Genomic DNA, 25,826 nt, shown 5'->3' with positions numbered 1-25,826 from the left:
CCCGGCCGGTGCCTCTGTCAGATTGGGCAACCATCTGGCAGAGGCCCCTCCTTCAAAGCTGCTGCTCGACCGGCAACCAGCTTGTCACCCGCGCCACGATCCGACGCCACATGCTTGCGCCCGGCTCGGTCTCAAATACCTGCGCCCCGGACTGCCCTTCGTAATACCACCGCATACCACCATCGGGTGTCCTTTCGACCCGGAAGGTCACATCAGCCCTGACCTTTGCAATATCCGCAACAATAGACCTGGCCAGTTCCGGGCTGTCGATCACCATGCCGATTTCGGAATTCTGCCGGATTGAGCGCGGATCGACATTCGGAGACCCAACGAAAACCGTTAGCCCGTCGACGATGGCAAGCTTGGTGTGCATGGTAAGCGGTGCGTCAAGACCGGCCAACAGGCGGGTTGCATCTGCCCTCACCTCATAAAGTTCAACTCCGGCGTCCAGCAGTTCCGCGCGATAGGGTGCATATCCGCCGTGAACATAGGGATGGTTCGTCGACGCCAGTGAATTGGTCATGACACGCACCCGAACACCGCGCTCGGACAGCGAACGGAAAAAGGCGGACCCATATGCTTCGGGAACAAAGTAGGGGGTAATGAGAAGCACATCCCGACGTGCGCGCCCGAGCGTCTGGTACAGGCTTTCGCCCACCTCAAAGGGGCCCTTTCCGGGCGGGTTTCTCAGTTTCCCCGGCTGGTCCACAACAACATGCGCCTGCCCGGGAAAACTGGGAACACGCCCTTCGCGGAGGGCCGCCAAATAGGTCGAGTTCACGGCTCGGCGGTAGATTTCCGCCTCCTCGCTTTCGCTGCGGTTCCTGAATTTTGCCAAAGCGTCGCGCAACAGCGTTTCATCACCTGTTTCAAACACCGACAGCGGTAGTGACCATTGGTCATTCCAATAGAGATCGAACGCATTGGACAGCTCAGCTACCGGCTGTCCGGCGACGAACAGGTCAAAATCCGCGAACTCGTGAGAGGCATTGATCTGGTAATACTCGTCGGCGATGTTGCGCCCGCCGACAATGGCAAGCAACCCATCCGTGATCATAGCCTTGTTGTGCATCCGCCTGTTAACACGGGAAAAATCCAACAGGAAGTTGCCGACCAACGTGCTGTTTCTGGACAACGGGTTGAACACCCGGATCTCTACGTTCGGATGCGCATCCAGAGTTGCGATTTCATCATCCTTCGCGGTCGTGAACACATCGTCGAACAAGAGCCTGACCTTCACGCCCCGTTCTGCAGCATCATACAGCGCCACCCAGATCAGAGTGCCCGCTATGTCCGGTTTGATCAGAAACGTTTTGAGATCGATCGAGCGCTCGGCCTCGGCAATCATGCGCAACCGCGCTCCAAGCGCATCGTTGCCGTCGACCAGTGGCGCGATGGCAACCGAGGACGGCCCCGGCCCGGCCAGATCCAGAGCAGCCCGCGCGTTTCGCGTTCCCGCCGCCGAAAGAGCCTTCGAGGGTTCGCGCGGCGTATCGAAAGGCACATAGGTGCAGGCGGCCAACAGACAAAGGACACCTGTGAAAGCAGCATTCCGGACGTTCTTCACAGGCTACCCCGTCTCGCTATCGAGCCATTCGGCAGGCGGCTTTCCGCCCTCTTGTTCGATTGGTAGATCACCCGAGGCCCGGGGTCCATAGGCCCCGCTCGGCCTTTGCCGGAAACGTCTTCCTTTACCGAGACCGACAGCCTTCTGTTGCTCCGGTTACTGATTTTCCTGCTTGACTCACATGCCCCGCGTGACCAAAAACACGGCCAATTACCGTTGGGGTGCCCCTGAGAGAATTGACGGGGCTGAGAGGTGCGCAAGCACTAACCCATCGAACCTGATCCGGGCAATACCGGCGGAGGGAACGGTCAAGACACTCAAGACTGACCTGAAACCGTCCCGATTGCCCCCAAAATTGAAAGGGCGGCAGATCATGGCGGCCATTGCATTGACCATAGCCGGCTCAGACAGCGGCGGGGGCGCCGGCATTCAGGCCGATCTCAAGGCTTTCTCCGCCTTGGGCGTCTACGGTGCCAGCGTCATCACAGCTGTGACCGCACAGAACACGCAGGCAGTAACCGCAGTTCATGGCATCCCGCTTGACGTGATTGCTGCTCAAATTGACGCGGTTCTGAGTGATCTTGACGTCAAAGCCATCAAGATCGGGATGCTCGCCACACCCGAGATTATCGGGACGGTATCCGAGGCTTTGTTCGGTTATCAGGGGCCGATTGTTCTCGATCCTGTCATGGTGGCAAAGTCTGGCGATGCCTTGCTTGCATCGGACGCCGTTTCGGCCTTGCGAGACAGCTTGCTGCCCCGCGCTACACTTTTGACCCCTAACCTGCCCGAAGCCGCAACCCTGCTTGAAAGCGCTCAGGCGGCCGGAAACGAGGACATGCTCCGTCAGGGCGATGCGTTGCGGGCATTGGGGGCAAATGCGGTTCTCATGAAGGGCGGACACGGTGCAGGCGACATCTGCCACGATCTGCTTTTGCATGAAGGCGCGCCCCTTACCCTGTCGGCGCCTCGTCAAAAGACCGCGAACACCCATGGCACCGGCTGCACGCTGTCATCCTCCGTCGCAGCTGGTCTGGCCAAGGGGTATGGGCTGGCTGACGCCGTCACCCGAGCGCATTCCTATCTTCAGGACGCCATAAAGCAGGCCGACGGATTGCAGGTCGGGCATGGGCATGGCCCCGTTCATCATTTCCACCCGTGGTGGGCTGCGTGACCCAGTATTCCGTCATAGGGGCCGGCGTGGCCGGGCTCTGCGTTGCGACCGAGCTTGTCGCACGCGGGGCCACGGTCGAGGTATACGACCCCGGTGGACCACCCGGCCCGCACGGGTGTTCCTGGTGGGCCGGCGGCATGCTCGCCCCGTGGTGTGAGTTTGAAAACGCCGAAGAACCTGTGCTGCGTCTGGGACAGCAAGCCATCGACTGGTGGTCAAAGCGAACGCAGGTCACACATGCGGGAACCCTTGTGGTGGCCAACACCCGCGACCTTCCCGACTTGCGCCGTTTTTCCCGGCGTACCGAAGGGTTTGAACATGTGGATCAGGCCGCAATCTCCCGGATGGAACCGGATCTGCATGAGTTCGGATCAGGTCTCTACTTTGCAGGAGAAGCTCATCTGGATCCCCGCCGCGCGATGCAGGACCTGTATCGCGACCTGTTGGGAAAAGGCGTTGTCTTCCACAGCAGACTTGCCCCGGCGCAGCTTGAAAATGCCATCGACTGTCGGGGGCTGCATGCCCGCGACCTGCTGTATGACCTGCGCGGGGTGAAAGGCGAAATGCTGGTTATACGCTGCCCGGATGTAACCTTGACCCGTCCGGTCCGCCTTCTGCATCCACGCATGCCGCTTTATATCGTACCGCGCGGCGATGGGATCTACATGTTGGGCGCGACCATGATCGAAAGCGAAGACAGCGGTCGCATTACCGCCCGGTCGATGCTCGAGTTGCTCAGCGCCGCCTATGCCCTCAACCCGGCCTTTGGCGAGGCAGAGGTGATCGAGATCGGCGTCGACTTGCGCCCCGCTTTTGCCGACAACCTGCCTCGGATCCGGCGTCTGGGTCGGACAATCTATGCCAACGGGCTTTATCGCCACGGCTACCTTCTTGCCCCGGCGCTGGCACAGGGCGTGGCCGATCTGGCGCTGAACGGAAAACACTCGGAGATGGTCGATGAAGATCGTGCTTAACGGAGAACCGCGAGAGGTTGCATCGGAAACGCTGTCGGGTCTGCTCGAAGAATGCGGATTTTCCGGCCGGGTTGCCACGGCGGTGAACGAAGAATTTGTCCCCTCGTCCCTGCGCATAGCGCATCGCCTGCAAGATGGCGACCGGGTCGAGGTGCTGGCCCCTATGCAGGGAGGGTGAAAATGCAGCAGGACAGCAAAACGTTTTACGGAACTGCGCTTCCGAATCCGCTCATGCTAGGCACGGCCCAATACCCCAGCCCTGCCATTCTAGAGCAGGCATTCCGCGAGAGCGGCGCCGGCGTGGCCACTGTATCTCTGCGCCGAGAAGGCGCAGGAGGTGCCGGTCAGACATTCTGGGACATGATCCGGGAGCTCGGAGTTCTGATCCTTCCGAACACCGCCGGATGCCACACCGTCAAGGAGGCTGTGACCACGGCGCACATGGCGCGCGAGGTGTTTGACACGAAATGGATCAAGCTGGAACTGATCGGTCACACCGACAGCTTGCAACCGGACGTGTTCCAACTGGTCGAAGCCGCACGAATCCTGTCCGAAGATGGTTTCGACGTGTTTCCCTACACGACCGAAGACCTGATCGTGGGCGAACGGCTTCTGGCGGCAGGGTGCGAAGTGCTGATGCCGTGGGGTGCGCCGATCGGATCTGGGCGGGGCCTCAACAACGAATATGCTCTGCGGGCAATGCGGGCCGAGTTTCCGGACGTGCCGCTGGTTGTCGATGCCGGCATTGGGCTGCCCAGCCACGCTGCGCATGCGCTGGAACTGGGCTATGACGCGGTATTGCTCAACACGGCGGTCGCCCGAGCTGGCGACCCGGTGCAAATGGCCCGCGCCATGGCGCTTGCCGTCGAGGCCGGCACCCTGGCGCAACAGGCCGACCCGATCGAACCGCGCGACATGGCCCACGCGTCCACTCCGGTCATCGGAAAGGCTTTCCTGTCATGACACTGCCGCGCTTTTATCCGATCTTCGATGACTGCAAATGGCTAGAGAGGATGCTGCCGCTGGGCGTGAAACTTGTTCAGCTGCGGATCAAGGATCAACCGGAGGACCACGTCCGCCGGCAGATCGAGACCGCGCGAGACTTCTGCGCCGCGAATGGCGCCATTCTCGTAGTAAACGATTACTGGGAAATCGCGATTGACGCAGGATGCGACTGGGTTCATCTCGGGCAGGAGGATCTGGACGAGGCCGACCTGAAGGCGATCCGTGCCGCAGGCCTGAAGCTGGGCGTGTCCACCCATGACGACGACGAGCTGGAACGGGTTCTTGCCATGAAACCCGACTACGTTGCTCTGGGCCCGGTGTACCCGACCATTCTGAAACAGATGAAGTGGTACCAGCAAGGATTGCCTCGGGTCGCCGAATGGAAATCCAGGATTGGAAACATTCCGCTGGTCGGCATCGGTGGGATGAGCGTCGAGCGGGCACCCGGCGTTCTGCAGGCCGGGGCAGATATCGTTTCAGCAGTGACCGACATCACGCTCAACGAAGATCCCGAGGTCCGGGTTCGGCAATGGGTCGAGGTCTGCGGATGACCCGGTATGCCCGGCAGGAAATGGTATTGGGAGCGACCGCGCAGGCCCGGCTGGCGGACGCACGAGTTCTTGTCGTCGGAGCCGGTGGTCTTGCGGCCCCGACATTGCCGCTGCTGGCCGGCGCCGGGATCGGCGAAATCACCATAATTGATCCCGATATCGTCGAAACAAGCAATCTGCATCGCCAGACCCTCTTCACCGAAGCTGATATGGGTCTGCTCAAAGCGCAGGCCGCTGCGCAGGCCTGCACCGCTCGAAACTCTGCGATTTCCGTGCGAGAGATCACCAAAGCCCTGACCCCGGATAATGCCCCGGCCTTGATAGCTGACGCGGATCTGGTGCTGGACTGCGCCGACAGCTATGCGGCCAGCTACACGCTGAGCGATTTTTGCCGTGCGGCCCGCAAACCGCTGATTTCCGCATCGGTCCTGGGTGTGTCCGGCTATGTCGGCGGGTTCTGCGGCGGCGCGCCATCGCTGCGCGCGGTTTTTCCCGACGCCCCCGATAGCGGCGCAAGCTGCGCGACGGCCGGAGTGCTCGGCCCCGTGGTCGGCATGATCGGCGCAATGCAGGCACAAATGGCCCTTGCCGCTCTGACCATGCAGGACCCGTCGCCGCTGGGACAGTTGGTGCAACTCGACGCAGGCAGCTACCGGTTCTCCTCTTTCCGGTTCGACACGGCACCGGAGCCGAACACGGGCTTTTGCTTCGCAGCCCCCTCGCAGCTAAGCGACGAAGATCTGATCATCGAGTTGCGCGATACGGACGAAGCGCCGATCCCCGCAGATCCGCGTGCGCTCCGGATGCGTCCGCAGGATGTCGGTGAGAACCTGCCACGTCCGGATCGCCGGCTCGCGCTCTGTTGCGCCAGCGGATTGCGGTCCTGGCGGCTGGCCGAACAGATACACCCCGATTGGCCCGGCGAGATCGTTCTCGTCGCGGCTGCCACTTCATGACAAAGGAAACGAAAAATGAAGAAGCTGATGACCTCCCTTGCCCTTCTGGTTTCGACACCGGCAATGGCAGCCGACCAGATGACCGTTCTGCTCGACTGGTTCGTGAATCCTGACCACGGCCCGATCATCGTGGCGCAGGAAAAAGGCTATTTCGCAGAACAGGATCTGGAGGTCGAAATCGTTGCCCCTGCCGATCCGTCGGCACCGCCACGGCTGGTTGCTGCCGGTCAGGCGGATCTGGCGGTATCCTACCAGCCCCAGCTGCACCTGCAAGTTCACGAAGGGCTGCCGCTAACCCGCGTCGGGACCTTGGTCGCAACCCCGCTGAACTGCCTTCTGGTTTTGAAAGACGGGCCGATCGAAACCCCCGCCGACCTTAAGGACCGCAAGATCGGCTTCTCCGTTGCCGGTGTCGAGGAGGCCGTTTTGGGCGCGGTGCTGGGATCCTACGGCGTTGCGCTGGATGAGATCGAGATGGTCAACGTCAACTTCTCGCTCTCTCCTTCTCTGATGTCCGGGCAGGTCGACGCCGTTATCGGAGCCTACCGAAACTTCGAACTGAACCAGATGGATATCGAAGGCGTCGAGGGGCGTTGTTTCTACATCGAGGAAGAAGGCGTGCCGTCCTACGACGAGCTGATCTATGTGGCCAAGTCGGACGCTCTCGACGCCGACAAGGTATCGCGCTTTCTGGCCGCTACGGAAAAGGCAACCCAGTTTATCATCAACAACCCCGAAGCCAGCTGGGAAATCTTCTCGGCAACCGCGCCGGAACTGCAGGACGAGCTTAACGCACGCGCATGGGTCGATACGCTGCCGCGCTTTGCCATCCGTCCGGCGGCGCTGGATGCCGGACGTTATGTGCGGTTCGAAACCTTCCTGATGGAATCGGGCCTGATCGACAGCACATTGCCGGTCTCGGATCTGGCCATTGATGTGAACGCGAAATGAGCGCGACCGACTATGGCCGCGCCTTTGGCCTGCTGCGCGATGCGGCAGGTCAAAGCTGGCGGGACTACACCCGGCATGCGTTTGTGCAGGGATTGAGCGACGGCGGGTTGTCACGCGAGGCATTCCTGCACTACCTCAGGCAAGACTATGTATTCCTGATCCATTTCGCCCGTGCATGGGCATTGGCGGTGACAAAATCAGAGACCCCGCAGGAAATGGCCACGGCCGCAGCAACCGTCGACGCACTGGTTAACCATGAGTTGCAGTTGCATGTCTCGATCTGCGCCGAGGCCGGCATTTCCGAGGCCGACCTCTTCGCCACACCGGAACGCGCGGGCAACCTTGCCTACACGCGGTATGTACTCGAGTCCGGGTATTCAGGTGACCTGCTGGACCTGTTGGCCGCATTGGCCCCCTGTGTGATGGGTTATGGCGAAATCGGAACCCGGCTGGCGCAAGAGGCCAGCAGCGAGACCTACCGTGCCTGGATCGAAACCTATGCCGGCGAGGATTACCAGCAAAGCTGTATTGCCGTTGGCGAGCTGCTGGACGACGCACTGGAACGGCGATTGGGCGCGGACTATGCCAGCCTGCCTCGCTGGCAGTCCCTGTGCGATCGGTTTGCCACCGCGACCCGTCTGGAAGTCGGGTTCTGGGATATGGGGCTGACCCCGTGACCCGCGCCAGCCCGGGGCTGACAATCGAGGGGAGCGCCAGCCTGTCTGGCGACACCCTCTTTGCGCCCCTGCGGCTGGACCTTGTGCCCGGCGGCTGGACATGTCTCCTCGGAGGGTCCGGTGTCGGAAAGTCGACCTTACTTCGTCTGATTGCCGAACTTCCCACCGGGGCGGAGTTCTCGGGAACGATTGCCGCCAGCGACGGCGCGCCTGCAACCGGCCGGGTGGCCTATATGGCGCAGGACGACTTGCTTCTGCCCTGGGCCACTGTCGCCGAAAACGTCGCCTTGGGCGCCCGATTGCGGGGCGAGCTCTCGGATCCTGCCCGGCGGGACCGCATGCTGCACCGTGTCGGACTGGCTGCCCACGCAAACAAGACCCCAAGCCAATTGTCGGGCGGTCAGCGCCAAAGAGTCGCTTTGGCCCGAACGCTGATGGAGGACAAGGAGATCATTCTGCTGGATGAGCCCTTTTCTGCACTGGATGCGGCCACCCGCGCCGACATGCAGGGGCTGGCCGCTGAACTGCTAACCGGACGAACCGTCTTGCTCGTCACGCATGACCCGGCAGAGGCCGCCCGGCTTGGCCATCATATCGCAGTGATGCGACCCGGCGGGCTGACCCACATTTCCGCACCCTCAGCGATGCCGCCCCGAAATGTCGATGATGAGGAAACCTTGCACCTGCAAGGGACGCTTCTGAAACAACTGATGTCGGGAGGTGCAATATGAGAGCGCCTCATGCCCTGATCGCAACCGTTTTTGCTCTGGCGGTCTGGCAGGCTGCGGTTTGGCTGACCGATTTCCCCAGTTTCATTCTGCCCGGACCCGGCCGTGTGGCCGAGACTTGGTGGCAGAACCGATGGTTGATTGCCGAACATACAGCTGTAACGGCGATCGAAGTTGCCTTGGGCCTTTTGGTCGGCGCCGGCCTGGGCATGATCACGGCCCTGCTGCTTGCACTGTCAAAATCCGCGCGGGTGATCCTGCAGCCCCTGCTGGTGTTTTCGCAGGCGCTGCCGGTTTTTGCCCTCGCTCCGATACTGACACTATGGCTGGGATACGGTCTGGGTTCCAAAGTGGCCATGGCGGTTCTGATCATTTTCTTTCCGGTCACGACGGCTTTCTTTGACGGTCTGGTCCGAACGCCACAGGGATATCTGGATCTCGCACGCTCCATGCAGGCAAACCCACGCGCTATCCTTTGGCAAATCCGCGTACCCGCTGCGCTGCCCTCGTTGGCATCGGGTCTGAAACTTGCTGCCGTCTATGCCCCGATCGGTGCGGTGATCGGCGAGTGGGTCGGATCTTCGTCGGGTCTCGGCTACCTGATGCTGCTGGCAAACGGCCGCGCAAAAACAGACCTGATGTTTGCCGCGATGCTGACACTCGGACTGTTTTCAGTGTTGCTCTACGTGGCGGCCAACTGGGCAACGGGTTATCTGGTTCGCCGAGCCACAGGCCAGCGTTGACGAAGCTGTCAATCTACCCGACACAACTGTCAGGATATTGTGACCCCTGATCGGCAATGCTAGTTGGCACGGATGACAAACAAGACCCTTGCAAAACCCCGTGGCTCGGAAACCCTCTGGCTTGAAGGTGCAAGCGACCTGCTCTGCGGTGGCGGCGTCGAGGCTGTGCGGGTGATGCCGCTGGCACGCAATCTGGGGCTGAGCCGAACCAGCTTCTATTGGCATTTTGAGGATCGTGACGCGTTGCTGGACGCATTGGTTGCGCGCTGGGAGGAAAAGAACACGGGCAATCTTGCCCAACGCGCCGACGCCTATGCCGAGACCATCTGCGAAGCGATGTTCAACCTGTTTGACTGTTGGCTGGATGATGATTTGTTCGATTCGCGGCTGGACCTTGCGATCCGCAATTGGGCGCGCACGGATCCCAAGCTGCAAGTCCAGCTGAACGCAGCCGACGCTGCTCGTAAAGAAGCGATCGAACGGATGTTCGTGCATCACGGGTATTCCGAGAATGAGGCGAAGATTCGAACGATGACCGTTCTTTACACGCAGATCGGGCACCTCTCGATGCCTGTTCAGGAGAGCCGTTGGCAGAGGCTGGCGCAGATGCCGGATTTTGTAGAGGTCTTTACCGGGCAGCGTCCGAGCGAGAGCGAAGTCGGACGTTTCATGTCCCGGCATCTGACAGAGTGAAGACGCGCCACGCTTTCTGATCCCAAGTCTTCGAGGTCACTCTTTCACAATCCGGTTGGCCAGCACCCCGATCTTTTCGATCTCCAGCTCAAAGTGGTCCCCGGGTGAAAGCCGCTTGCCAATCTCAAGACCGCAGCCGGTGCCAACCGTGCCGGAGCCGATTACCTCACCGGGATAAAGGGTTTCGGAGGCTGACACATGGGCCAGAATCTTTCCGAAATCATGGTGCATTTCTTTTGAGTTGCCCCCTCCCCAGCGCTCGCCGTTGACCCGAGCCTCCATATCGAGGGCGACCGGGTGGCTGACCTCGTCCGCGGTCAGGATAAAGGGGCCAAGAACGTTGCCGGTATCGAAATCCTTGCCCTTTGCAGGACCGAGTTGGCCAGGCATTTCCGCCATCTGAGCGTCTCGCGCCGAGACATCGTTCAGGATCGTATAACCAAAAATGAAGCTCTCGGCCTCCTCCGGCCTGATGTTCTTGCCCTTCTTGCCGATGACCACGGCCATTTCCAATTCAATGTCCAGAAAACTGGCATATGCGGGCCAAATCACATCCTGCCCGTGGCCGACAAAGCTAAGCCGATTGCCCTTGTAATAGATCGGCTGCTCGAACCAAACGCCGGGAATTGCAAAGGGCCGCCCTGTCATCTTTTCCGCAGCGGCAAAGCTGTTCTTGAGATGTGTTTCAAAGGCCAGGCAATCACGAAACTGCACCGGCAAGAGCGGCGGACAGAAGGTGATTTCTTCTTCCTCGAGAATACAACGATCCGAGGCATCCGCTATTAGACCGGATGCCAGATCCAGCGCCGGATTCCCTGCGTAGATCACCGCCATCATGTCGATGAACCAGGCGCAGTCTTCCCCTGCCAGTTCAGCCGCAAGATGCAGATCGAGCAAACGGCCATCCTTAAGAGCGGCAACAACATGTTCGCGCCCTTCGTAGCACACGGTTCCAAGTCGCATTGGCTTCCTCCTCGAACAAGGCCGCTGCCCGGACAATGCCGGGAGAGGCATCTTGATTTTGAACGGGAAGCAGGAGATCTCGAATCCGGCAGGCGGCAGGCTTTCGAGATTCGAAAGCTTCTCCATGTGACAATACCCGATTTCCTTCGAGGAGTGGTGACCTTCGCAGATGATCGCAAGGCCATCGGGCTTTGCCCATTCCGCTCGGTCAGCCGAATGGGTGCGCCTCAGCTCCAAGCGCCTGTTCCCGTTACCCGTCCTCCCCTCCGGTCAGGGAGAGCGTCGCATTTTACCCCATGCCGCAGCCTTTCATCAGATCGACCGGTTCGCCTTCGTGGTCTCCCGCCGGTGTATTCGCCACTACAATTCCGTGCGGCCTGAGCATGTGGCTGATCCAGTTCAGCTCTGCCTCGCCATCAGCCAAGATGCGGTCTTATGCGATGTCGCGCATCAATGCCGTTCGGGTGGCCGCTAGATTCGTCGCGAGCGTCTCGCCTCGGTGACTGCGGCACCCGGTTGCCGCCGGTGACGCCTGCAAGGTCGCTTTTCCGCCAAAGTACCTCCGCATTGACCCGCTCAGGCCCGTTGCGCTTGACAAGGTGGCCGGGCATGCCGCATTCCGCTGTTCGCTGGTGTCCGAGAAATCGGATGAAAAGGGAATGCACCACCGGGAACTCTCCCGCCAAGTGCAGCCGCCCCCGCGACCGTGACCGGAAAGGGTGCCCAAGCCACTGGCCAAAAGGCCGGGAAGGCGGGACAGCCGCCGGAGGATCCTCAACAGGGACCCTCCGATATCCGCAAGCCGGGAGACCTGCCAGCAACCGAAGACCGATAACCGGGCGGGGTGTTCCGGTGACGGGCCGATGTCTCGGACCATGGCCCGCATTAACCCCGTCCCCCAGACCCAAAGGGGGATGAGACGTGACTGAGACCGATCCGGTCGAACTGCTGGTCTGCACAACCTGCCGACGCGGCCTGCCGATGGAAGAAGATGCCCCGCGACCGGGGGCTTTGCTGCATCAGGCTCTTTCAGGTGCCGGGTTGCCCGAAGGCATCAAGGTTAAACCCGTTGAATGCCTGTCGAACTGCGATCAGGGCTGTTCGATCGTGCTGCGTGGCGGCCCCGGGCGCTGGACCTTTGTTTATGAAAACCTGCACGAGGCAAACGACATCGAGACAATCGTTGACGGCGCCTCGAAGTATCATGCCACACAGGACGGGTTGGTCCCATGGCGTGAACGTCCCGTCCATTTCCGCAAGAACTGCGCTGCCCGCATCCCCCCGATTGGAGCCCGACCATGAGCACTTTGGAGAAACTTCCCGTCACTGTCATCACCGGCTTTCTCGGCTCGGGAAAGACAACACTGATCCGTCACCTGATGCAGAATCCGCAGGGCAAGCGTCTGGCGGTTGTGGTTAACGAATTCGGCGATGTGGGCGTCGATGGTGAAATCCTGAAAAGCTGCGCCATCCCCGATTGCCCAGCAGAAAACATCATGGAACTGGCCAACGGCTGCATCTGCTGCACCGTTGCTGATGATTTCATTCCAACCATCGAAGCACTGATGGCGCTGGACCCACGGCCAGATCACATCCTGATCGAAACTTCCGGTCTGGCCTTGCCGAAGCCGCTTCTCAAGGCCTTCGACTGGCCCGATATCCGTTCCAAGATCACTGTTGATGGCGTCATTGCGCTGGCCGATGCCGAGGCCGTTGCCGCAGGCCGCTTTGCACCCAACGTGGCGGCAGTGGATGCCCAGCGCTTGGCTGATGACTCGATTGATCATGAAACGCCACTTAGCGAAGTGTTCGAAGATCAGATTTCCTGCGCCGACATTATCTTGCTGACCAAACCTGACCTGGCCGGGCCTGACGGTGTGGCAAAGGCCAAGGAGGTTATCGCCGCCGAAGCCCCGCGCCCGCTGCCGGTCGTCGAGGTGGCTGAAGGCGAGGTCGATGTGCGAGTGGTGTTGGGATTGGAAGCCGCGGCCGAAGACGACATGGACGCCCGCCCCAGCCATCACGACGCACCGCATGACCATGACCACGACGATTTCGAAAGCGTCGTTATCAACTTGCCCGAACTCTCCGACCCGGCGGAACTGGTCGGCAAAATCGAACGGCTGGCCAACGAGATGAACATCCTGCGGGTCAAGGGCTATGCGGCGGTGCAGGGAAAACCGATGCGGCTTCTGGTTCAGGCTGTCGGCGCCCGGGTGCGCCACCAGTTTGACCGGCCATGGAAACCGGATGAAAACCGCCTTGGCAGGGTTGTCGTAATCGCTGAACATGACGATATCGACGAAGCGGCGATCGGCGGTGTCCTAGCCGGTGTTGCCGAGCCTGCCGAGTAAGGGAACCGCCCCGCATGCATGTCGTCTTCCGCGAGAGCCACGGGCTGGAGGAAACCGAGACCCCAACCGATCTGGGACAAAGCCCAGCGGATCTGGTGGTGCTGTCCTTTTCAGACAGCGATCTCGGTGCTTTCGCCGCCGGGTGGCATCGCGGAGGCGGACCCGACGGGCAAATGCCGACTCTTCGGCTCGCCAATCTGGCGGCGCTCAAGCACCCGCTTTCCGTAGACACCTATGTCGAGCAGACGCTGACCGGCGCCAAGGGAATCCTGATCCGCCTGATTGGCGGCGTGCCCTATTGGACCTACGGGTTGCAGCAAGTGCTTGCATTGGCTCAGGAAAAGGATTTGGCCCTTGCCGTTCTGCCCGCAGATGGAAGGGAAGACACCCGGCTTGACGCCTACTCGACGCTTCCGGTCTCAACGCTAAGGCGGCTGGCCCATCTGTGCGACACCGGCGGCGAAGTGGCTGCACAGGCGGCGCTGGCGCAGATGGCATTGGCGACCGGCCTCTATGCTGGGCCGGTTCTGGGTGCCAAGACGATACCGGAATGCGGCGCCTGGTGTCCGGAACGTGGCGTTGTCCCAGCCGAGGCTGCATTCGATGGCATGGAAAAGCCGCGCGTTATCATCACCTTCTATCGTGCCTACGTGACCGCTGCCGACACCGCGCCGATCGCCGCGCTGGTGCACGCTTTCCGGAACGCTGGTTTTGCCGCAGTCGCGCTGTTTGCACCTTCGCTCAAGGCTCGGGCATCCGCCGCATGGTTGAGGGAGCAGACGGTTGCCCTGTCCCCGGCTGCCATCGTGAATGCCACCGCGTTTTCCGGCAAGGGAGATGACGGTTCGTCACCGCTGGATGCGGCGGGTGTGCCGGTCTTTCAGGCCATGCTCGCCACCTCGGGCCGGGCAGCTTGGGCCGAAGCCGAGCGTGGGCTGTCACCTACCGATCTGGCGATGCATGTGGTCCTGCCCGAAGTCGACGGGCGTATCACCGGGTCCGTCATATCCTTCAAGGAGACCGCACAACGCCTTGAGGATCTGCAATTCGCTCGAACCCTGCACACCCCGGACCCGGACCGCATCGCCGCGCTGGTCAACCGGGTTCGCCATTGGGTCCGGCTGGCAGACAGCCCCAACTCTGAGAAAAACCCTGTTCTGGTGCTGTCCACCTACCCGGGGAAAACGTGGCAGATGGCGCATGCTGTTGGGCTGGATGCCCTTGCCTCGGCAGAGAGCATCCTCACGGATCTGCAAAGCGAAGGCTACGACATATCCAACGGCACGCCGATTTCCGAAGAGTTGCAGCACGCTGAGATCAGGTGGCCCGTCGAGCATTACCGGCAAGCCCTTGCCTCGATTTCGCCGCAATTACGTCAAAATTTGCAAAGTAAATGGGGATCACCCGAAGATGATCCGGCATTTTCGCAATCTGCCTTCCATTTTTCCGCAGTACGGCGCGGCAAAGCAGTTGTTGCACTGCAACCGGAACGTGGTGTTCCGGATCAGCGCGATGATGACTATCACGACCTCAGCCGAACACCCAGACATGCATATGTCGCGTTCTACCTCTGGCTCAGGCACGAACTGAAGGTTGACGCCCTCATTCATATCGGAGCCCATGGAACACTCGAATGGCTGCCGGGAAAATCCGCAGCACTGTCAAATGAGTGCTGGCCGGAAAGCCTCGCGGCCGATTTGCCCGTTATTTATCCCTTTATCGTCAACGACCCCGGAGAGGCAGCGCAGGCCAAGCGCCGCATTGGCGCGGTGACTTTGGGCCATATCCCGCCTGCACTTAAGCAAAGTGAAACACCGGACCGGATGGTTCGGCTGGAAGCCCTGCTTGACGAGTTTTCGAACGCTGACGGGCTCGATCCGCGGCGCCGAGATCGGTTGCAGGGCGAAATCCGCGACGAAGCGCAGGCAATCGGGCTAGAGCAGGATCTGGGCCTCGACGGCGCCAGTTCCACCGCCGAGGCGATCACCCGAATTGACCGCTTTGTCTGCGACATCAAGGAAAGTCAGTTCGGTGACGGCCTGCACGTTTTCGGCCGCGTTCCTGAGGTGACCGGCAGTTTCGATCCAGCGCCCTCGGCACAGGCCGAGCGGCAGGCTCTGATTGATGCGATGTCCGGCAGACGGATCGCCGCTGGTCCGTCAGGCTCGCCCTACCGAGGTCGTAGCGATGTTCTTCCGACAGGACGCAATCTTTATACGACTGACCCACGATCTGTTCCCACGCGCGCGGCCTATGCGCAGGGTGTGCGGCTTGCCGAAGAACTGGTGCGACGCCACCTGCAGGAAGAAGGCGACTATCCCACCGGTTTGATTGTCGACCTTTGGGGCTCCGCCACGATGCGCACCGCTGGCGAGGAATTCGCCATGGCGCTTCACCTTCTTGGGGTCAAACCTGTCTGGGACACGGGATCGGAACGGGTGTCGGGCATCGAGGTGTTGCCGATCACCGACCTCGATCGCCCAAGGCTCGACGTGACTTTGCGGGTTTCCGGCCTGTTCCGGGATGTGTTCCCGACGCTGTCCAAATTGTTCGGTCAGGCGGTGCGGGCGCTGTCCCAACGCGACGAGGCACCGGATTGGAACCCGTTTGCCGGCAAACCCGCCGCGCCTCGCGTGTATGGCCCTGCCCCCGGCAGTTATGGGCTGTCGATCGGAGATTTGGGCGAGACTTACAATGAAGAAGCCCGTTCCGCTGCCGGTCAGGCATGGCTCGATGCAAGTGCCTTTGCGCTTGAGGGTGACAGCACTGCAAGAGATCCCGACGGGATCCGCGACCGGGTGGCCGGGGCAGACAGTTTCGTTCATCTTCAGGATTTGGTCGAAAGCGACCTGTTGCTTGCCAACGACTATGCCACCCACGAAGCCGGTTTCGCTGCAGCCAAGCGGGTCACAGGCGGCTCGGCCCAGCTTTATCATCTGGACAACACGAACCCGGAAGATCCGCGCGCCAGAACACTGTCCGAAGAAATTTCCCGCGTTGTCCATGCCCGCGCAGCGAACCCCGGCTGGATAGCGGGCATGCAAAGGCATGGCTTTAGAGGCGCCGCAGAAATTGCCGCCACGCTGGAGCATATGGCCACGTTCGCACACCTCTCCGGTTCCGTAGCATCGCATCTGTTCGACCTCTATCACGAAGCCACTCTGGGCAATTCAGAAATCGACGTCTTTCTGATTGAGGCCAACCCAGAAGCCCACAGGGCAATGATGGACAGGTTTCGCGCGCTTCACGAGTCCGGGTTGTGGACAACGCGCCGAAATTCGATCCGGGCCCGGATGGAGGGATCGGCATGACGCAACCGATTGTTCAGGGATGGTGCCCGGGCGCCCACCGCCCGATGATGTCGGGCGACGGTCTGGTGGTCAGGGTTCGGCCGCGACTGGCCCGGCTGAACGCCGATCAGGCGCTGGGCCTGTGCGACCTGGCCGACCGCTTCGGCAACGGAACACTCGACCTGACGAACCGCGGCAACCTTCAACTGCGCGGCGTGTCCGAGGCAGAACATCCGATACTCCTGGCCGAGCTTTCGGCACTCGGGCTTGTTGATCGCGAACCCGGCATCGAAGTGAAGCGCAACATTCTGGTCACCCCACTCTACCGGGACGGCGACCTGACCTCCCGGCTGGCTACAACCCTGATCGGTCAGCTTGGCGCAATGCCGGACCTGCCGGCCAAATTCGGTTTCGCCGTGGACACTGGCCCGGAACGCCAACTTGCCGACGATTCAGCGGATATTCGTCTGGAACGCGGCCAATCCGGCCTGATCCTGCGTGCTGACGGGTCCCAGACCGGGGTTGAGATAACTGAGCCCGAAGCCATTCCCCGTTTGATTGCCTTGGCGCGGTGGTTTGCCGACAACCACACTGTTCAAGCCCGCCGAATGGGTCGGTTGCTGTCCAATTTGACCTTGCCTGCCGAATGGCAGGGCAGCGCCCCGGTTCCTTCTGGTCAACGCCTGCATCCGGGTTCTGGCTCTCTGGGACCGATCTATGGGGCTGCGTTTGGACAACTCCCCGCGAGGGCGTTGGCGGCCCTGATCGCCGATAGCGGCGCAACGGCGCTAAGGGTCACGCCTTGGCGGTTGTTCCTGCTCGAAGGTGGGCACTTTGTGCCGTCGGACAATTTTTTGACCGCCCAGGATGGAACGCTTTTGACCACCGATGCTTGCCCCGGCCTGCCCTTTTGCCCTCAGGCTCAGGTTGAAACCCGCACCATCGCGCGGACTTTGGCTTCGCGCGCTTCCGGCTCTTTGCATGTGTCGGGTTGCGCCAAGGGATGTGCCCGCATGGGGCCGGCCGATGTCACTCTGGTCGGTTCCGACGGGCGATTTGATCTTGTCAAGAACGGCCACGCAGGGGATGAGCCCTTTCAACGCGGCCTGACTTCCGAAACACTCATGAAGATGGACTTCTCCTGATGCCATACGAATACGAAACCGACGGCGCTGCGATCTACAAGCAGAGCTTTGCCACCATCCGGGGCGAAGCTGATTTGGCTCGGTTCGATACCAACGAGGAACAGGTTGCGGTTCGCATGATCCACGCCGCCGGTATGGTCGGATTGGAAGAGTTCGTTCACTTTTCCCCCGGCTTCGTACAGGCCGCGCGATCGGCCTTGGAAAACGGTGCCCCCATCCTTTGCGACGCCCGCATGGTTTCCGAGGGTGTGACCCGGTTTCGCCTGCCGGCCGACAATGACGTGATCTGCACGTTGCATGACACGCACGTGCGTCCGTTGGCCGAAAAGATGGGCAACACCCGTTCAGCCGCGGCGCTTGAGCTTTGGCGCCCGCATCTTGATGGGGCTGTTGTTGCAATCGGAAATGCTCCGACGGCGCTGTTTCATCTGCTCAACATGCTTGAAGACCCCGATTGCCCCCGCCCAGCCGCAATAATTGGCTGCCCTGTGGGGTTTGTTGGCGCGGTGGAATCCAAGGACGCCCTCTGGGAGGCGCAGCCCGTGCCCTGCTGCATTGTCAAAGGCCGGCTGGGCGGCAGCGCAATTACGGTCGCGGCGATCAATGCCATTGCAAGCAGGGCAGAATGAAGATGGGAACCGTATATGGAGTGGGGCTTGGCCCCGGTGACCCCGACCTGATGAGCGTCAAGGCCGACCGACTGCTTCGCAATGCCAAGCATGTTGCGTTCTTTCGCAAGGCCGGAAAGACCGGGCGGGCGCGCACGATCGTGAACGGCATGCTGCCGGCAACCGCTGTAGAGTTCGCGATGGAGTATCCGGTCACAACTGAGATCCCTGTCAGTGATCCCCGCTACAACGCATTGCTCTCCAGCTTTTACGAAGAGTGCACGGCGCATCTGAAATCCCTTTCGGAGAACGGCGAAGACGTGGTGGTTCTGTGTGAAGGGGACCCGTTCTTTTATGGCTCGTTCATGCATCTTTATGAACGACTCCGCACGCATGCGCCGGTCGAGGTCGTGCCCGCCATCACCGGCATGTCGGGTGCATGGACGGCAACCGGCGATCCGATCACATGGGGCGACGATGTGCTCACCGTGTTGATGGCGACGCTGCCCGAGGACGAACTTGCACAGCGTATGGCTGATACCGACGCGCTGGTGGTGATGAAAATCGGCCGCAACATGGACAAGGTGAAGCGCGCGTTGCGCAGCGCCGGGCTGTATGACCGCGCGTGGCTGGTTCAGTTCGCACAAATGCCGAACCAGAGCGTGACAAAGCTGGCCGACGCCCCCGAGGGCACGACGCCGTATTTCTCCATCGTTCTGGTGCATGGACAGGGACGCAGACCATGAAGGACGCGCACGGCTGGGTAAAAATCGCGGGACTTGGCCCCGGAGACGATTTGTTGGTGACACCAGAGGTTCGCGCAGCCCTGAGCGAGGCGACGGATGTAGTAGGTTATATCCCTTATGTTGCGCGCATCTCCGAACGGCCGGGCCTGACACTCCACGCAAGCGACAACCGGGTCGAGATTGATCGCTCAAGACACGCCCTGAAAATGGCAGCCGAAGGCAGGCGTGTGGTTGTGGTCTCATCGGGCGATCCCGGTGTTTTTGCGATGGCCTCGGCGGTTTTTGAAGCACTTGAGAATGGCCCGCTCGAATGGCGCGATCTTCAGATCGACGTGTTACCCGGTATCACCGCGATGCTGGCGGCTTCGGCCCGGGCCGGAGCGCCGCTGGGTCACGATTTCTGCGCCATCAACCTGAGCGACAACCTCAAACCGTGGTCCCTGATCGAAAAGCGCCTGCGCCTCGCGGCGCAGGGCGACTTTGCTATGGGCTTCTACAATCCGCGATCAAAGTCCCGGCCCGAAGGCTTCGTTAAGACCCTTGAGATCCTGCAACAGGAATGCGAGCCGGATCGGCTGATCCTCTTTGCCCGGGGAGTGTCCACGCCGCAGGAAGAGCTTCGCATCGTAGCCTTGTCAGATGCGCACCCCGACATGGCCGACATGCGCACCGTGGTCATCGTCGGGTCATCGCGAACACGAATAATTTCCTGCGACCGTGGCCCGATACTCTATACGCCAAGGTTCACTCCGGACCCGGCCGAACCTCAACCTGCCGCAGGAGATCACCCGTGATCCAGCCAGTCCAGAACTTCGATAGAAGATCGCAGTTCCAGGCGCGGCGGCATAGTCGGGCGGTCGATCATCATGACCTCAACGCCCAGTTCCCGCGCAGCATCGAGCTTTGCCCTTGCCCCGGAACCGCCGGCATTCTTAGACACAACAAGATCCGTTTTATGGGCCTGCATCAGTGCCCGGTCTCCCGCAACCGAGAACGGGCCACGGGCCACAACGACCTCGGCATCCGGCAATGGCAGGGTTTCGGGTTCATCGACCAGGCGCAGCAGATAGTGATGCTGTGGCCGCACGGCGAACGCGTCGAGATGCATGCGGCCCACCGCAAGAAAAACACGCCGGGCCGGACCGGAAAGGGCAGCGGCGGCCGCGGCAACATCCGGCACGCGCGTCCATCGATCCCCTGTGACTTCGTCCCATTCCGGGCGGGTCAGCGCAGCAAGTTCGATCCCCGTCGCCAGACAAGCGGCTTTGGCGTTGTGGCTCATCTGAGCGGCGAATGGGTGGGTTGCATCCACAAGATGCGTAATCTCGTGGTCGCGGATGTAGCCGCACAACCCATCAACGCCACCGAAGCCGCCGACACGGGTTGGCAGCGGCTGCGGTCGTGGCATATCCACACGCCCGGCGTAGGAATAGGTCGCCGTCAGACCTGCCTCTGCCACTGCCCTGGACAGCGCATTCGCTTCTGTCGTGCCTCCCAGTATCAAGAGGTGTGGCATGGGTAGAACTCCGTGGCTGACCGTGGTCGGGCTGGGTGAAGATGGACCGGATGGCCTTGCGCCATCAACCCGTGAACTTCTGGACCGGGCCGAAATTGTGATGGGACCGCCACGTCACCTGTCACTTGTTCCGGACACGGGCGCAGAACGGATCGAATGGCCGATTCCTTTCCGGGAAGGACTGCCCATTCTGGAGGGATTGCGCGGGCAACGCGTGGTTGTGCTGGTGTCCGGAGATCCGTTCTGGTTCGGCGCGGGTTCCGTTCTTTCGCGGCATTTCGAACCGGAGGAGTGGATCGCCCTGCCCGGCCCTTCGACCTTTTCGCTGGCCGCCGCCCGCCTTGGCTGGCCACTGGAAAAGACGCTGACAATGGGCCTGCATGCCGCGCCGCTGAACCGGCTGCGCCCCCACTTGGCACCGGGCATGCAGGCGATTCTGCTCCTGCGCGACGGGGCCGCCGTGCCGGAACTGGCGCGATACCTCGCGGATATCGGGTTTGCGGGCAGCGAAATCACAGTGATGGAAGCACTCGGCGGCCCGCGTGAACGGGTTCGCAAGATGACGGTTGCGCAGGCGCTGAACGACACGCTCAACCACCCGATCTGCGTCGGGGTTCGGGTGGCCGGTGACGGGGCTGCTCTACCACTGGCAACAGGCCGCCCGGATACGGCCTTTGAAACGGATGGGCAGATCACAAAACGGCCTGTGCGGGCGCTGACACTGTCTGCCCTAGCGCCGCGGCATGGCGAGCATCTGTGGGATATCGGCGGCGGCTCGGGCTCTATTGGAATCGAGTGGCTCATGTGCGACCCCAGCCTCGGTGCCACCGCAATCGAGTCCCGCGCGGATCGGGCCGAGAGGATCATTCACAACGCTGGTAAATTGGGGCAGGACAGGTTGGAAGTGATCTGTGGCAACGCCCCGGAAGCCTTGGCCGATCTGCCGCTGCCAGATGCGGTTTTCATTGGCGGCGGGCTCAGCGAACCGCTTTTGACCTGGCTGTTTGGCACCCTGCCTGCGAGAACACGGCTGGTCGCCAACGCGGTAACCCTTGAAAGCGAAGCCCTTCTTGCCCGCTGGCATGAGGAAAAGGGCGGCGCGTTGCTCAGAATAGATCTGGCACAGGCCGCCCCGCTGGGACCGCGCCGTGGTTGGAAATCGGCCTATCCGGTCGTTCAGTGGAGCGTTACAATATGATTGTCGCAGGTCTTGGATTTTCCTCATCGGCCAGTTCGGAAAGCCTGCACGACGTCTACCTTTCGGCGTCAGGCGATCATTTCGTGACCGCTCTGGCAACCGCCAGCGACAAAGTCGATCACCCGGCTCTGGTCGCCCTTGCTGCCGAATTGCATCTGCCGATCCATCCGGTTTCGACCAATGCCCTGACCTCGGCCAGAACGCTCAGCCAATCGCAACGCAGCCAGACCGAGCGCGGCACCGGCAGTGTTGCCGAGGCAGCCGCCCTTTCCGCCGCCGGGCCGGATGCCCGGCTGGTTTCGCCAAGACACATCTCGAGCGACCGCCTTGCCACCTGTGCGGTTGCCATCGGAGGACAGACATGACCGTTCATTTCATTGGCGCCGGCCCAGGAGCCGCCGACCTGCTGACCCTGCGTGGCCGCGATATCATCGCGGCCTGTCCGGTGTGTCTTTATGCCGGGTCGCTGGTTCCCGAGGAAATCCTCGCCCACTGCCCCGAGGAAGCCCGGGTGGTGAACACAGCATCGATGGACCTCGACCAGATCATTGCCGAAATCAAATCCGCGCATGAGGCCGGTCACGACATCGCACGTCTGCATTCGGGTGATCTGTCCGTCTGGTCCGCGATGGGCGAGCAGATCCGCCGCCTCAAGGCCATTGGTATCCCTGTCAGCGTTACGCCCGGTGTGCCTTCGTTCGCGGCGGCGGCGGCCGCTCTGGGTACGGAACTGACCCTTCCGGGATTGGCCCAGTCCGTCGTCCTGACCCGAACGCCCGGCCGCGCATCTTCGATGCCCGCAGGTGAAACACTGGAAAGTTTCGCCCGAACCGGTGCGACGCTGGCCATTCATCTGTCGATCGGAAACCTCGACAAGGTGATTGCAGATCTCACCCCGGCCTACGGGAGCGATTGCCCGGTTGCGGTTGTCTACCGTGCAAGCTGGCCGGATGAGCGGATCATCCGGGCCACACTGGCCACACTCAAAGACGCGTTGGACGATGGCATTGCGCGAACAGCGCTGATTATGGTCGGCCCAGCGCTGGCCGGTGAGGGATTTGACGAAAGTTGTCTGTATTCCGCCACTTATGACCGGAGATACCGACCTCAAAACGCCGACAGCCCGTGGGCTAGCTGGAGCCCCGGTGATGACTGAGATGATGACAAGCCCGCCCGGCATCCTGATTTCGGCCCCATCCTCGGGCACGGGCAAAACCACCGTCATGCTGGGGCTCCTGCGAGCCCTGGCCGAGGACGGGCTGACCGTGCAGCCTTTCAAAAGCGGCCCCGACTACATCGATCCCGCCTTTCACCTCGCGGCGGCGCGCCGGCCTTCTTTCAATGTCGACACCTGGGCAATGGATGGCGGCCTGCTCGAGGCGATTTCGGCTCAGGCATGCGGCGCCGACATCGTGGTAGCGGAAGGGTCGATGGGCCTGTTTGACGGGGTCGCCAAACCGGGGGAACAGGGGCATGGAACCAGCGCCGAAACCGCAGCAAGGATGGGATGGCCTGTCATCCTCGTGCTGGATGTGGGGGGGCAGGCCCAATCGGCTGCGGCGACGGCGCTGGGGTTTCGCATGTACAACCCAGACCTTCCGTTTGCCGGGGTGATCCTGAACCGGTGCGCGAGCCCACGCCACGAACGGCTGACCCGCCTGGGCATGGAACGCGCTGGGATGCCTGTCCTTGGCGTTCTGCCCCGGCGCGGGGACCTGACCTTGCCCGAGCGACATCTGGGACTGATACAGGCGGTCGAACATCCCGACCTCGAAGCAGCAATTTCGGGATATGCGTCCTTCCTTCGAGAGCATGTGGATCTGGCAGCAATCCGGTCGGCGGCTGCTTCGCGATCGGCAGGCGCTTCTGTCGGGCGCTCGGCAAACGAGCTGCCGCGCCCGCCAGCTCAAAGGATTGCTCTGGCCCGAGATTCTGCGTTTTCCTTTACCTATCCCCATCTTCTGGAGGGGTGGCGCGCGTCGGGTGCCGAGATCCTGCCGTTTTCGCCTCTGGCCAACGAAGCCCCTGCCGCAGACGCCGATCTGGTCTGGTTGCCGGGAGGATATCCAGAGCTGCATGCCGGCAAACTTGCCGCCGCTGACAATTTCCTGACCGGTTTGCGCCGACATGCCGAGAGCAGACCGGTGCACGGAGAATGCGGCGGTTACATGACCCTTGGTGCTGCGCTGATCGACAAGGACGGCACCCAGCACCAGATGGCAGGGTTGCTCAGCCTCGTTACCTCTTACGAAAAACGGAAGTTTCACCTCGGGTACCGAAAAGCCCATCTCGAGTCCGGGATGCCCGGGTTTTCCGCTGGCGATCAACTGCGCGGACATGAGTTTCACTATTGCTCGATCCTTGACCAGCCTGATGCACCGCTGGCCCGCGTACTGGATGCGGAAGGCGCCGAAGTTCCGGAAACCGGCTCGGTGCGAGGCAATGTTTCCGGCACATTCTTCCATCTGATTGCCCAAGCCGGCAGAATGGAAGCGGCATGAGTGGATTTGTTTCCTTTGTCGGGTCCGGGCCGGGTGATCCTGAACTTCTGACCCTCAAAGCGGCCGATCGGCTGGGCAGGGCCGACGCAGTTCTGTTCGACGATTTGAGTTCAGGGCCGATCCTGTCCCATGCACGCGACGACGCCGACCTTGTCGGGGTCGGCAAACGCGCCGGCCGGCCGTCGCCCAAACAGGATCACGTGAGCCGGCTGCTGGTCGACTATGCAAAAACCGGCGCCCGCGTGGTGCGGCTCAAGTCCGGAGACGGTGGATTGTTCGGGCGCCTCGAAGAGGAACTGGTCGCGCTGCAAAAGGCCGGGATCGACTATGAGATAATCCCCGGAATCCCGTCGGCAATCGCGGCTGCCGCGGTTGCAGGCATCCCATTGACCCGCAGGTTGACCGCGCGGCGTGTTCAGTTTGTCACCGGCCACGATGTCAGTGGAAAACTGCCGCCGGATCTGAACCTGCCTGCGCTGGCCGATCCCGGGGCAACTTCGGTTGTATTCATGGGCAAACGGACATTCCCACTACTGGTCGAGGCGCTGCATGCCCACGGCCTTTCACTGGATACGCCGGCCTTGCTTGCCGAGGCTGTCTCGACGCCCGAACAGACTTTGTATCGGTCTACGATCGGCGCGTTGTCCGAACGGTTGAAAGCCGAGGTAGGAACCGCCGCTGCGCTGATCCTCTACGGTCCGCTGGCCGACCCGGAAACCGGAGAAGGCGATGTTTGAACTCTCGCTTATCGGTATCGGCACCGGAAACCCCGATCACCTGACGTTTCAGGGGGCCGAGGCAATCCGCAAATCCGACCTGATCCTGATACCACGAAAGGGCGAAGGCAAATCCGATCTTGCCGGCCTGCGCGAGATGATCATCGGTCAGGTGACGAAAACGCCGCCGACCATTGCGTATTTTGATATCCCCGTGCGGCGAACCGAGGGCGGATACTTGCGCGGCGTCGATGCGTGGCACGATGCGATTGCCAAACGTTGGCAGGATGCCATCGAGGCCCATCCCCAAGCCCGGAACGTGGCGCTGCTGATCTGGGGCGATCCATCCCTTTATGACAGCTCGTTGCGTATCGCCGCCCGGCTGGATCCGGTGCCTGCCATTCGGGTATTCCCCGGCATCACCGCCCTGCAAGCGCTGACGGCAGCCCATGCAATACCGGTCAACGATCTGGGGGCACCTTTTGTCGTCACCACCGGTCGCCGTCTACGCGAGAACGGATGGCCTGCATTGGCGGACAGGGCTGCGGTCATGCTTGACGGTGACTGCTCGTTCCAATCCCTTGACATGGCCTCCTTTGACATCTGGTGGGGGGCCTATGTTGGCATGAAAGAAGAAATCCTCATCCAAGGTCCTCTGACCGAGGTTGCCAACAGGATTATCGAAACACGGGCAACAGCACGCGCCAATCACGGCTGGATCATGGACATCTACCTGCTGCATCGACGAAAAGACCGTAGTTGAGGCGAAC

At 61.4% G+C, this 25,826-nt stretch carries 28 protein-coding genes and 2 riboswitches; of the genes, 24 read left to right on the top strand and 4 right to left on the bottom strand.

Translation table 11 applies throughout. The annotated features are described in order from the left end of the window. Nucleotides 1-52 precede the first annotated feature (52 nt). Complete coding sequence (locus ACP15U_RS01435; RefSeq protein ID WP_425043339.1) at nucleotides 53-1,567, bottom strand: phospholipase D family protein; 1,515 nt, start codon at nucleotides 1,565-1,567, stop codon at nucleotides 53-55. A 207-nt stretch (nucleotides 1,568-1,774) separates the two neighbouring features. Continuing rightward, nucleotides 1,775-1,888, top strand: a riboswitch (TPP riboswitch). 52 nt (nucleotides 1,889-1,940) lie between these two features. Between ACP15U_RS01435 and thiD the strand changes: the two genes are divergently transcribed. The 11 genes from thiD (at nucleotide 1,941) to ACP15U_RS01380 (ending at nucleotide 10,019) form a co-directional block, all read left to right on the top strand. Further along, nucleotides 1,941-2,741, top strand: coding sequence for a bifunctional hydroxymethylpyrimidine kinase/phosphomethylpyrimidine kinase (thiD, locus tag ACP15U_RS01430; RefSeq protein ID WP_425043338.1), 801 nt, complete (start codon nucleotides 1,941-1,943; stop codon nucleotides 2,739-2,741). Next, a complete protein-coding gene (locus tag ACP15U_RS01425) occupies nucleotides 2,738-3,715 on the top strand; it encodes an FAD-dependent oxidoreductase (protein ID WP_425043337.1) in 978 nt (325 codons plus the stop codon). The genes thiD and ACP15U_RS01425 overlap by 4 nt, the downstream gene beginning before the upstream one ends. After that, nucleotides 3,699-3,893, top strand: a complete 195-nt coding sequence (gene thiS, locus ACP15U_RS01420) for a sulfur carrier protein ThiS (protein WP_425043336.1) — start codon at nucleotides 3,699-3,701, stop codon at nucleotides 3,891-3,893. Before ACP15U_RS01425 ends, thiS begins: the two co-directional genes overlap by 17 nt. A gap of 2 nt (nucleotides 3,894-3,895) precedes the next feature. Beyond that, complete coding sequence (locus tag ACP15U_RS01415) at nucleotides 3,896-4,678, top strand: thiazole synthase (RefSeq protein ID WP_425043335.1); 783 nt, start codon at nucleotides 3,896-3,898, stop codon at nucleotides 4,676-4,678. Further along, entirely contained in the window at nucleotides 4,675-5,271 is a 597-nt protein-coding gene (locus ACP15U_RS01410; RefSeq protein WP_425043334.1) for a thiamine phosphate synthase, read from the top strand. Before ACP15U_RS01415 ends, ACP15U_RS01410 begins: the two co-directional genes overlap by 4 nt. Beyond that, on the top strand, nucleotides 5,268-6,227 hold the full coding sequence (locus tag ACP15U_RS01405) for a HesA/MoeB/ThiF family protein (RefSeq protein WP_425043333.1): 960 nt from the start codon (nucleotides 5,268-5,270) through the stop codon (nucleotides 6,225-6,227). Before ACP15U_RS01410 ends, ACP15U_RS01405 begins: the two co-directional genes overlap by 4 nt. Nucleotides 6,228-6,242: 15 nt before the next feature. Next, a complete protein-coding gene (locus ACP15U_RS01400) occupies nucleotides 6,243-7,178 on the top strand; it encodes an ABC transporter substrate-binding protein (RefSeq protein ID WP_425043332.1) in 936 nt (311 codons plus the stop codon). Continuing rightward, a complete protein-coding gene (gene tenA / locus ACP15U_RS01395) occupies nucleotides 7,175-7,855 on the top strand; it encodes a thiaminase II (protein ID WP_425043331.1) in 681 nt (226 codons plus the stop codon). The genes ACP15U_RS01400 and tenA overlap by 4 nt, the downstream gene beginning before the upstream one ends. Continuing rightward, complete coding sequence (locus tag ACP15U_RS01390; protein WP_425043330.1) at nucleotides 7,852-8,586, top strand: ABC transporter ATP-binding protein; 735 nt, start codon at nucleotides 7,852-7,854, stop codon at nucleotides 8,584-8,586. Before tenA ends, ACP15U_RS01390 begins: the two co-directional genes overlap by 4 nt. Then, nucleotides 8,583-9,326: an ABC transporter permease gene (locus tag ACP15U_RS01385; RefSeq protein ID WP_425043329.1), complete on the top strand. Its 744-nt coding sequence runs from the start codon at nucleotides 8,583-8,585 to the stop codon at nucleotides 9,324-9,326. The genes ACP15U_RS01390 and ACP15U_RS01385 overlap by 4 nt, the downstream gene beginning before the upstream one ends. A gap of 72 nt (nucleotides 9,327-9,398) precedes the next feature. Further along, nucleotides 9,399-10,019 (top strand): TetR/AcrR family transcriptional regulator, encoded by a 621-nt coding sequence (locus ACP15U_RS01380; RefSeq protein ID WP_425043328.1) that lies wholly within the window; start codon nucleotides 9,399-9,401, stop codon nucleotides 10,017-10,019. Between the two features lie 36 nt (nucleotides 10,020-10,055). On the opposite strand, the gene ACP15U_RS01375 is transcribed toward ACP15U_RS01380, so the two are convergent. Together ACP15U_RS01375 and ACP15U_RS01370 are read right to left on the bottom strand one after the other, a co-directional pair. After that, the gene (locus ACP15U_RS01375; RefSeq protein ID WP_425043327.1) at nucleotides 10,056-10,982 is read right to left on the bottom strand and encodes a fumarylacetoacetate hydrolase family protein; all 927 of its coding nucleotides are present in this window, start codon (nucleotides 10,980-10,982) and stop codon (nucleotides 10,056-10,058) included. Between the two features lie 289 nt (nucleotides 10,983-11,271). Then, nucleotides 11,272-11,406 (bottom strand): hypothetical protein, encoded by a 135-nt coding sequence (locus tag ACP15U_RS01370; RefSeq protein ID WP_425043326.1) that lies wholly within the window; start codon nucleotides 11,404-11,406, stop codon nucleotides 11,272-11,274. A 189-nt stretch (nucleotides 11,407-11,595) separates the two neighbouring features. Then, a riboswitch (cobalamin riboswitch) is annotated at nucleotides 11,596-11,815 on the top strand. 88 nt (nucleotides 11,816-11,903) lie between these two features. Between ACP15U_RS01370 and ACP15U_RS01365 the strand changes: the two genes are divergently transcribed. From ACP15U_RS01365 to cobJ, 7 genes are read left to right on the top strand one after another with little or no spacing between them, the layout of a single operon-like run. Continuing rightward, entirely contained in the window at nucleotides 11,904-12,284 is a 381-nt protein-coding gene (locus ACP15U_RS01365) for a DUF1636 family protein (RefSeq protein ID WP_425043325.1), read from the top strand. Beyond that, nucleotides 12,281-13,336, top strand: coding sequence for a cobalamin biosynthesis protein CobW (cobW, locus tag ACP15U_RS01360; protein ID WP_425043324.1), 1,056 nt, complete (start codon nucleotides 12,281-12,283; stop codon nucleotides 13,334-13,336). Before ACP15U_RS01365 ends, cobW begins: the two co-directional genes overlap by 4 nt. A 14-nt stretch (nucleotides 13,337-13,350) precedes the next feature. Further along, on the top strand, nucleotides 13,351-16,647 hold the full coding sequence (gene cobN / locus ACP15U_RS01355) for a cobaltochelatase subunit CobN (protein WP_425043323.1): 3,297 nt from the start codon (nucleotides 13,351-13,353) through the stop codon (nucleotides 16,645-16,647). Next, nucleotides 16,644-17,771, top strand: coding sequence for a cobalamin biosynthesis protein CobG (locus ACP15U_RS01350; protein ID WP_425043322.1), 1,128 nt, complete (start codon nucleotides 16,644-16,646; stop codon nucleotides 17,769-17,771). Before cobN ends, ACP15U_RS01350 begins: the two co-directional genes overlap by 4 nt. Next, the gene (locus ACP15U_RS01345; protein ID WP_425043321.1) at nucleotides 17,771-18,400 is read left to right on the top strand and encodes a precorrin-8X methylmutase; all 630 of its coding nucleotides are present in this window, start codon (nucleotides 17,771-17,773) and stop codon (nucleotides 18,398-18,400) included. The genes ACP15U_RS01350 and ACP15U_RS01345 overlap by 1 nt, the downstream gene beginning before the upstream one ends. After that, nucleotides 18,397-19,125: a precorrin-2 C(20)-methyltransferase gene (locus ACP15U_RS01340; RefSeq protein WP_425043320.1), complete on the top strand. Its 729-nt coding sequence runs from the start codon at nucleotides 18,397-18,399 to the stop codon at nucleotides 19,123-19,125. Before ACP15U_RS01345 ends, ACP15U_RS01340 begins: the two co-directional genes overlap by 4 nt. Then, on the top strand, nucleotides 19,122-19,919 hold the full coding sequence (gene cobJ, locus ACP15U_RS01335) for a precorrin-3B C(17)-methyltransferase (RefSeq protein WP_425043319.1): 798 nt from the start codon (nucleotides 19,122-19,124) through the stop codon (nucleotides 19,917-19,919). The genes ACP15U_RS01340 and cobJ overlap by 4 nt, the downstream gene beginning before the upstream one ends. Here cobJ and ACP15U_RS01330 read toward each other — a convergent pair. Further along, nucleotides 19,910-20,641: a cobalt-precorrin-6A reductase gene (locus ACP15U_RS01330; RefSeq protein ID WP_425043318.1), complete on the bottom strand. Its 732-nt coding sequence runs from the start codon at nucleotides 20,639-20,641 to the stop codon at nucleotides 19,910-19,912. The genes cobJ and ACP15U_RS01330 overlap by 10 nt on opposite strands. On the opposite strand from ACP15U_RS01330, the gene cbiE reads away from it, so the two are divergent. The 6 genes from cbiE to cobF are packed head-to-tail and all read left to right on the top strand — an operon-like array spanning nucleotide 20,640 to nucleotide 25,819. Further along, entirely contained in the window at nucleotides 20,640-21,839 is a 1,200-nt protein-coding gene (cbiE, locus tag ACP15U_RS01325; protein WP_425043317.1) for a precorrin-6y C5,15-methyltransferase (decarboxylating) subunit CbiE, read from the top strand. The two genes, ACP15U_RS01330 and cbiE, sit on opposite strands and share 2 nt — an antisense overlap. Further along, nucleotides 21,836-22,204 (top strand): cobalamin biosynthesis protein, encoded by a 369-nt coding sequence (locus ACP15U_RS01320; protein ID WP_425043316.1) that lies wholly within the window; start codon nucleotides 21,836-21,838, stop codon nucleotides 22,202-22,204. The genes cbiE and ACP15U_RS01320 overlap by 4 nt, the downstream gene beginning before the upstream one ends. Further along, entirely contained in the window at nucleotides 22,201-22,995 is a 795-nt protein-coding gene (gene cobM, locus ACP15U_RS01315) for a precorrin-4 C(11)-methyltransferase (RefSeq protein ID WP_425043315.1), read from the top strand. Before ACP15U_RS01320 ends, cobM begins: the two co-directional genes overlap by 4 nt. Continuing rightward, on the top strand, nucleotides 22,988-24,340 hold the full coding sequence (locus tag ACP15U_RS01310) for a cobyrinate a,c-diamide synthase (RefSeq protein ID WP_425043314.1): 1,353 nt from the start codon (nucleotides 22,988-22,990) through the stop codon (nucleotides 24,338-24,340). The genes cobM and ACP15U_RS01310 overlap by 8 nt, the downstream gene beginning before the upstream one ends. Then, nucleotides 24,337-25,077, top strand: coding sequence for a uroporphyrinogen-III C-methyltransferase (cobA, locus tag ACP15U_RS01305; protein WP_425043313.1), 741 nt, complete (start codon nucleotides 24,337-24,339; stop codon nucleotides 25,075-25,077). Before ACP15U_RS01310 ends, cobA begins: the two co-directional genes overlap by 4 nt. Next, complete coding sequence (cobF, locus tag ACP15U_RS01300) at nucleotides 25,070-25,819, top strand: precorrin-6A synthase (deacetylating) (protein WP_425043312.1); 750 nt, start codon at nucleotides 25,070-25,072, stop codon at nucleotides 25,817-25,819. Before cobA ends, cobF begins: the two co-directional genes overlap by 8 nt. The last annotated feature ends 7 nt before the right edge of the window (nucleotides 25,820-25,826 follow it).

The organism is Primorskyibacter sp. S87, assembly GCF_049801055.1.
In the GTDB taxonomy this organism is placed as follows: Bacteria; Pseudomonadota; Alphaproteobacteria; order Rhodobacterales; family Rhodobacteraceae; genus JBNAGF01.
Note: the sequence above shows the minus strand (reverse complement) of the source record. Positions and strands in the feature narration are given on the sequence as shown.

Coding starts and splice junctions, on each gene's coding strand:
- thiD (WP_425043338.1), top strand. CDS start 1,941: ATGGCGGCCATTGCATTGACCATAGCCGGCTCAGACAGCGGCGGGGGC.
- thiS (WP_425043336.1), top strand. CDS start 3,699: ATGAAGATCGTGCTTAACGGAGAACCGCGAGAGGTTGCATCGGAAACG.
- ACP15U_RS01415 (WP_425043335.1), top strand. CDS start 3,896: ATGCAGCAGGACAGCAAAACGTTTTACGGAACTGCGCTTCCGAATCCG.
- ACP15U_RS01410 (WP_425043334.1), top strand. CDS start 4,675: ATGACACTGCCGCGCTTTTATCCGATCTTCGATGACTGCAAATGGCTA.
- ACP15U_RS01405 (WP_425043333.1), top strand. CDS start 5,268: ATGACCCGGTATGCCCGGCAGGAAATGGTATTGGGAGCGACCGCGCAG.
- ACP15U_RS01400 (WP_425043332.1), top strand. CDS start 6,243: ATGAAGAAGCTGATGACCTCCCTTGCCCTTCTGGTTTCGACACCGGCA.
- tenA (WP_425043331.1), top strand. CDS start 7,175: ATGAGCGCGACCGACTATGGCCGCGCCTTTGGCCTGCTGCGCGATGCG.
- ACP15U_RS01385 (WP_425043329.1), top strand. CDS start 8,583: ATGAGAGCGCCTCATGCCCTGATCGCAACCGTTTTTGCTCTGGCGGTC.
- ACP15U_RS01380 (WP_425043328.1), top strand. CDS start 9,399: ATGACAAACAAGACCCTTGCAAAACCCCGTGGCTCGGAAACCCTCTGG.
- ACP15U_RS01375 (WP_425043327.1), bottom strand. CDS start 10,982: ATGCGACTTGGAACCGTGTGCTACGAAGGGCGCGAACATGTTGTTGCC.
- cobW (WP_425043324.1), top strand. CDS start 12,281: ATGAGCACTTTGGAGAAACTTCCCGTCACTGTCATCACCGGCTTTCTC.
- cobN (WP_425043323.1), top strand. CDS start 13,351: ATGCATGTCGTCTTCCGCGAGAGCCACGGGCTGGAGGAAACCGAGACC.
- ACP15U_RS01350 (WP_425043322.1), top strand. CDS start 16,644: ATGACGCAACCGATTGTTCAGGGATGGTGCCCGGGCGCCCACCGCCCG.
- ACP15U_RS01345 (WP_425043321.1), top strand. CDS start 17,771: ATGCCATACGAATACGAAACCGACGGCGCTGCGATCTACAAGCAGAGC.
- ACP15U_RS01340 (WP_425043320.1), top strand. CDS start 18,397: ATGAAGATGGGAACCGTATATGGAGTGGGGCTTGGCCCCGGTGACCCC.
- cobJ (WP_425043319.1), top strand. CDS start 19,122: ATGAAGGACGCGCACGGCTGGGTAAAAATCGCGGGACTTGGCCCCGGA.
- cbiE (WP_425043317.1), top strand. CDS start 20,640: ATGGGTAGAACTCCGTGGCTGACCGTGGTCGGGCTGGGTGAAGATGGA.
- ACP15U_RS01330 (WP_425043318.1), bottom strand. CDS start 20,641: ATGCCACACCTCTTGATACTGGGAGGCACGACAGAAGCGAATGCGCTG.
- ACP15U_RS01320 (WP_425043316.1), top strand. CDS start 21,836: ATGATTGTCGCAGGTCTTGGATTTTCCTCATCGGCCAGTTCGGAAAGC.
- cobM (WP_425043315.1), top strand. CDS start 22,201: ATGACCGTTCATTTCATTGGCGCCGGCCCAGGAGCCGCCGACCTGCTG.
- ACP15U_RS01310 (WP_425043314.1), top strand. CDS start 22,988: ATGACTGAGATGATGACAAGCCCGCCCGGCATCCTGATTTCGGCCCCA.
- cobA (WP_425043313.1), top strand. CDS start 24,337: ATGAGTGGATTTGTTTCCTTTGTCGGGTCCGGGCCGGGTGATCCTGAA.
- cobF (WP_425043312.1), top strand. CDS start 25,070: ATGTTTGAACTCTCGCTTATCGGTATCGGCACCGGAAACCCCGATCAC.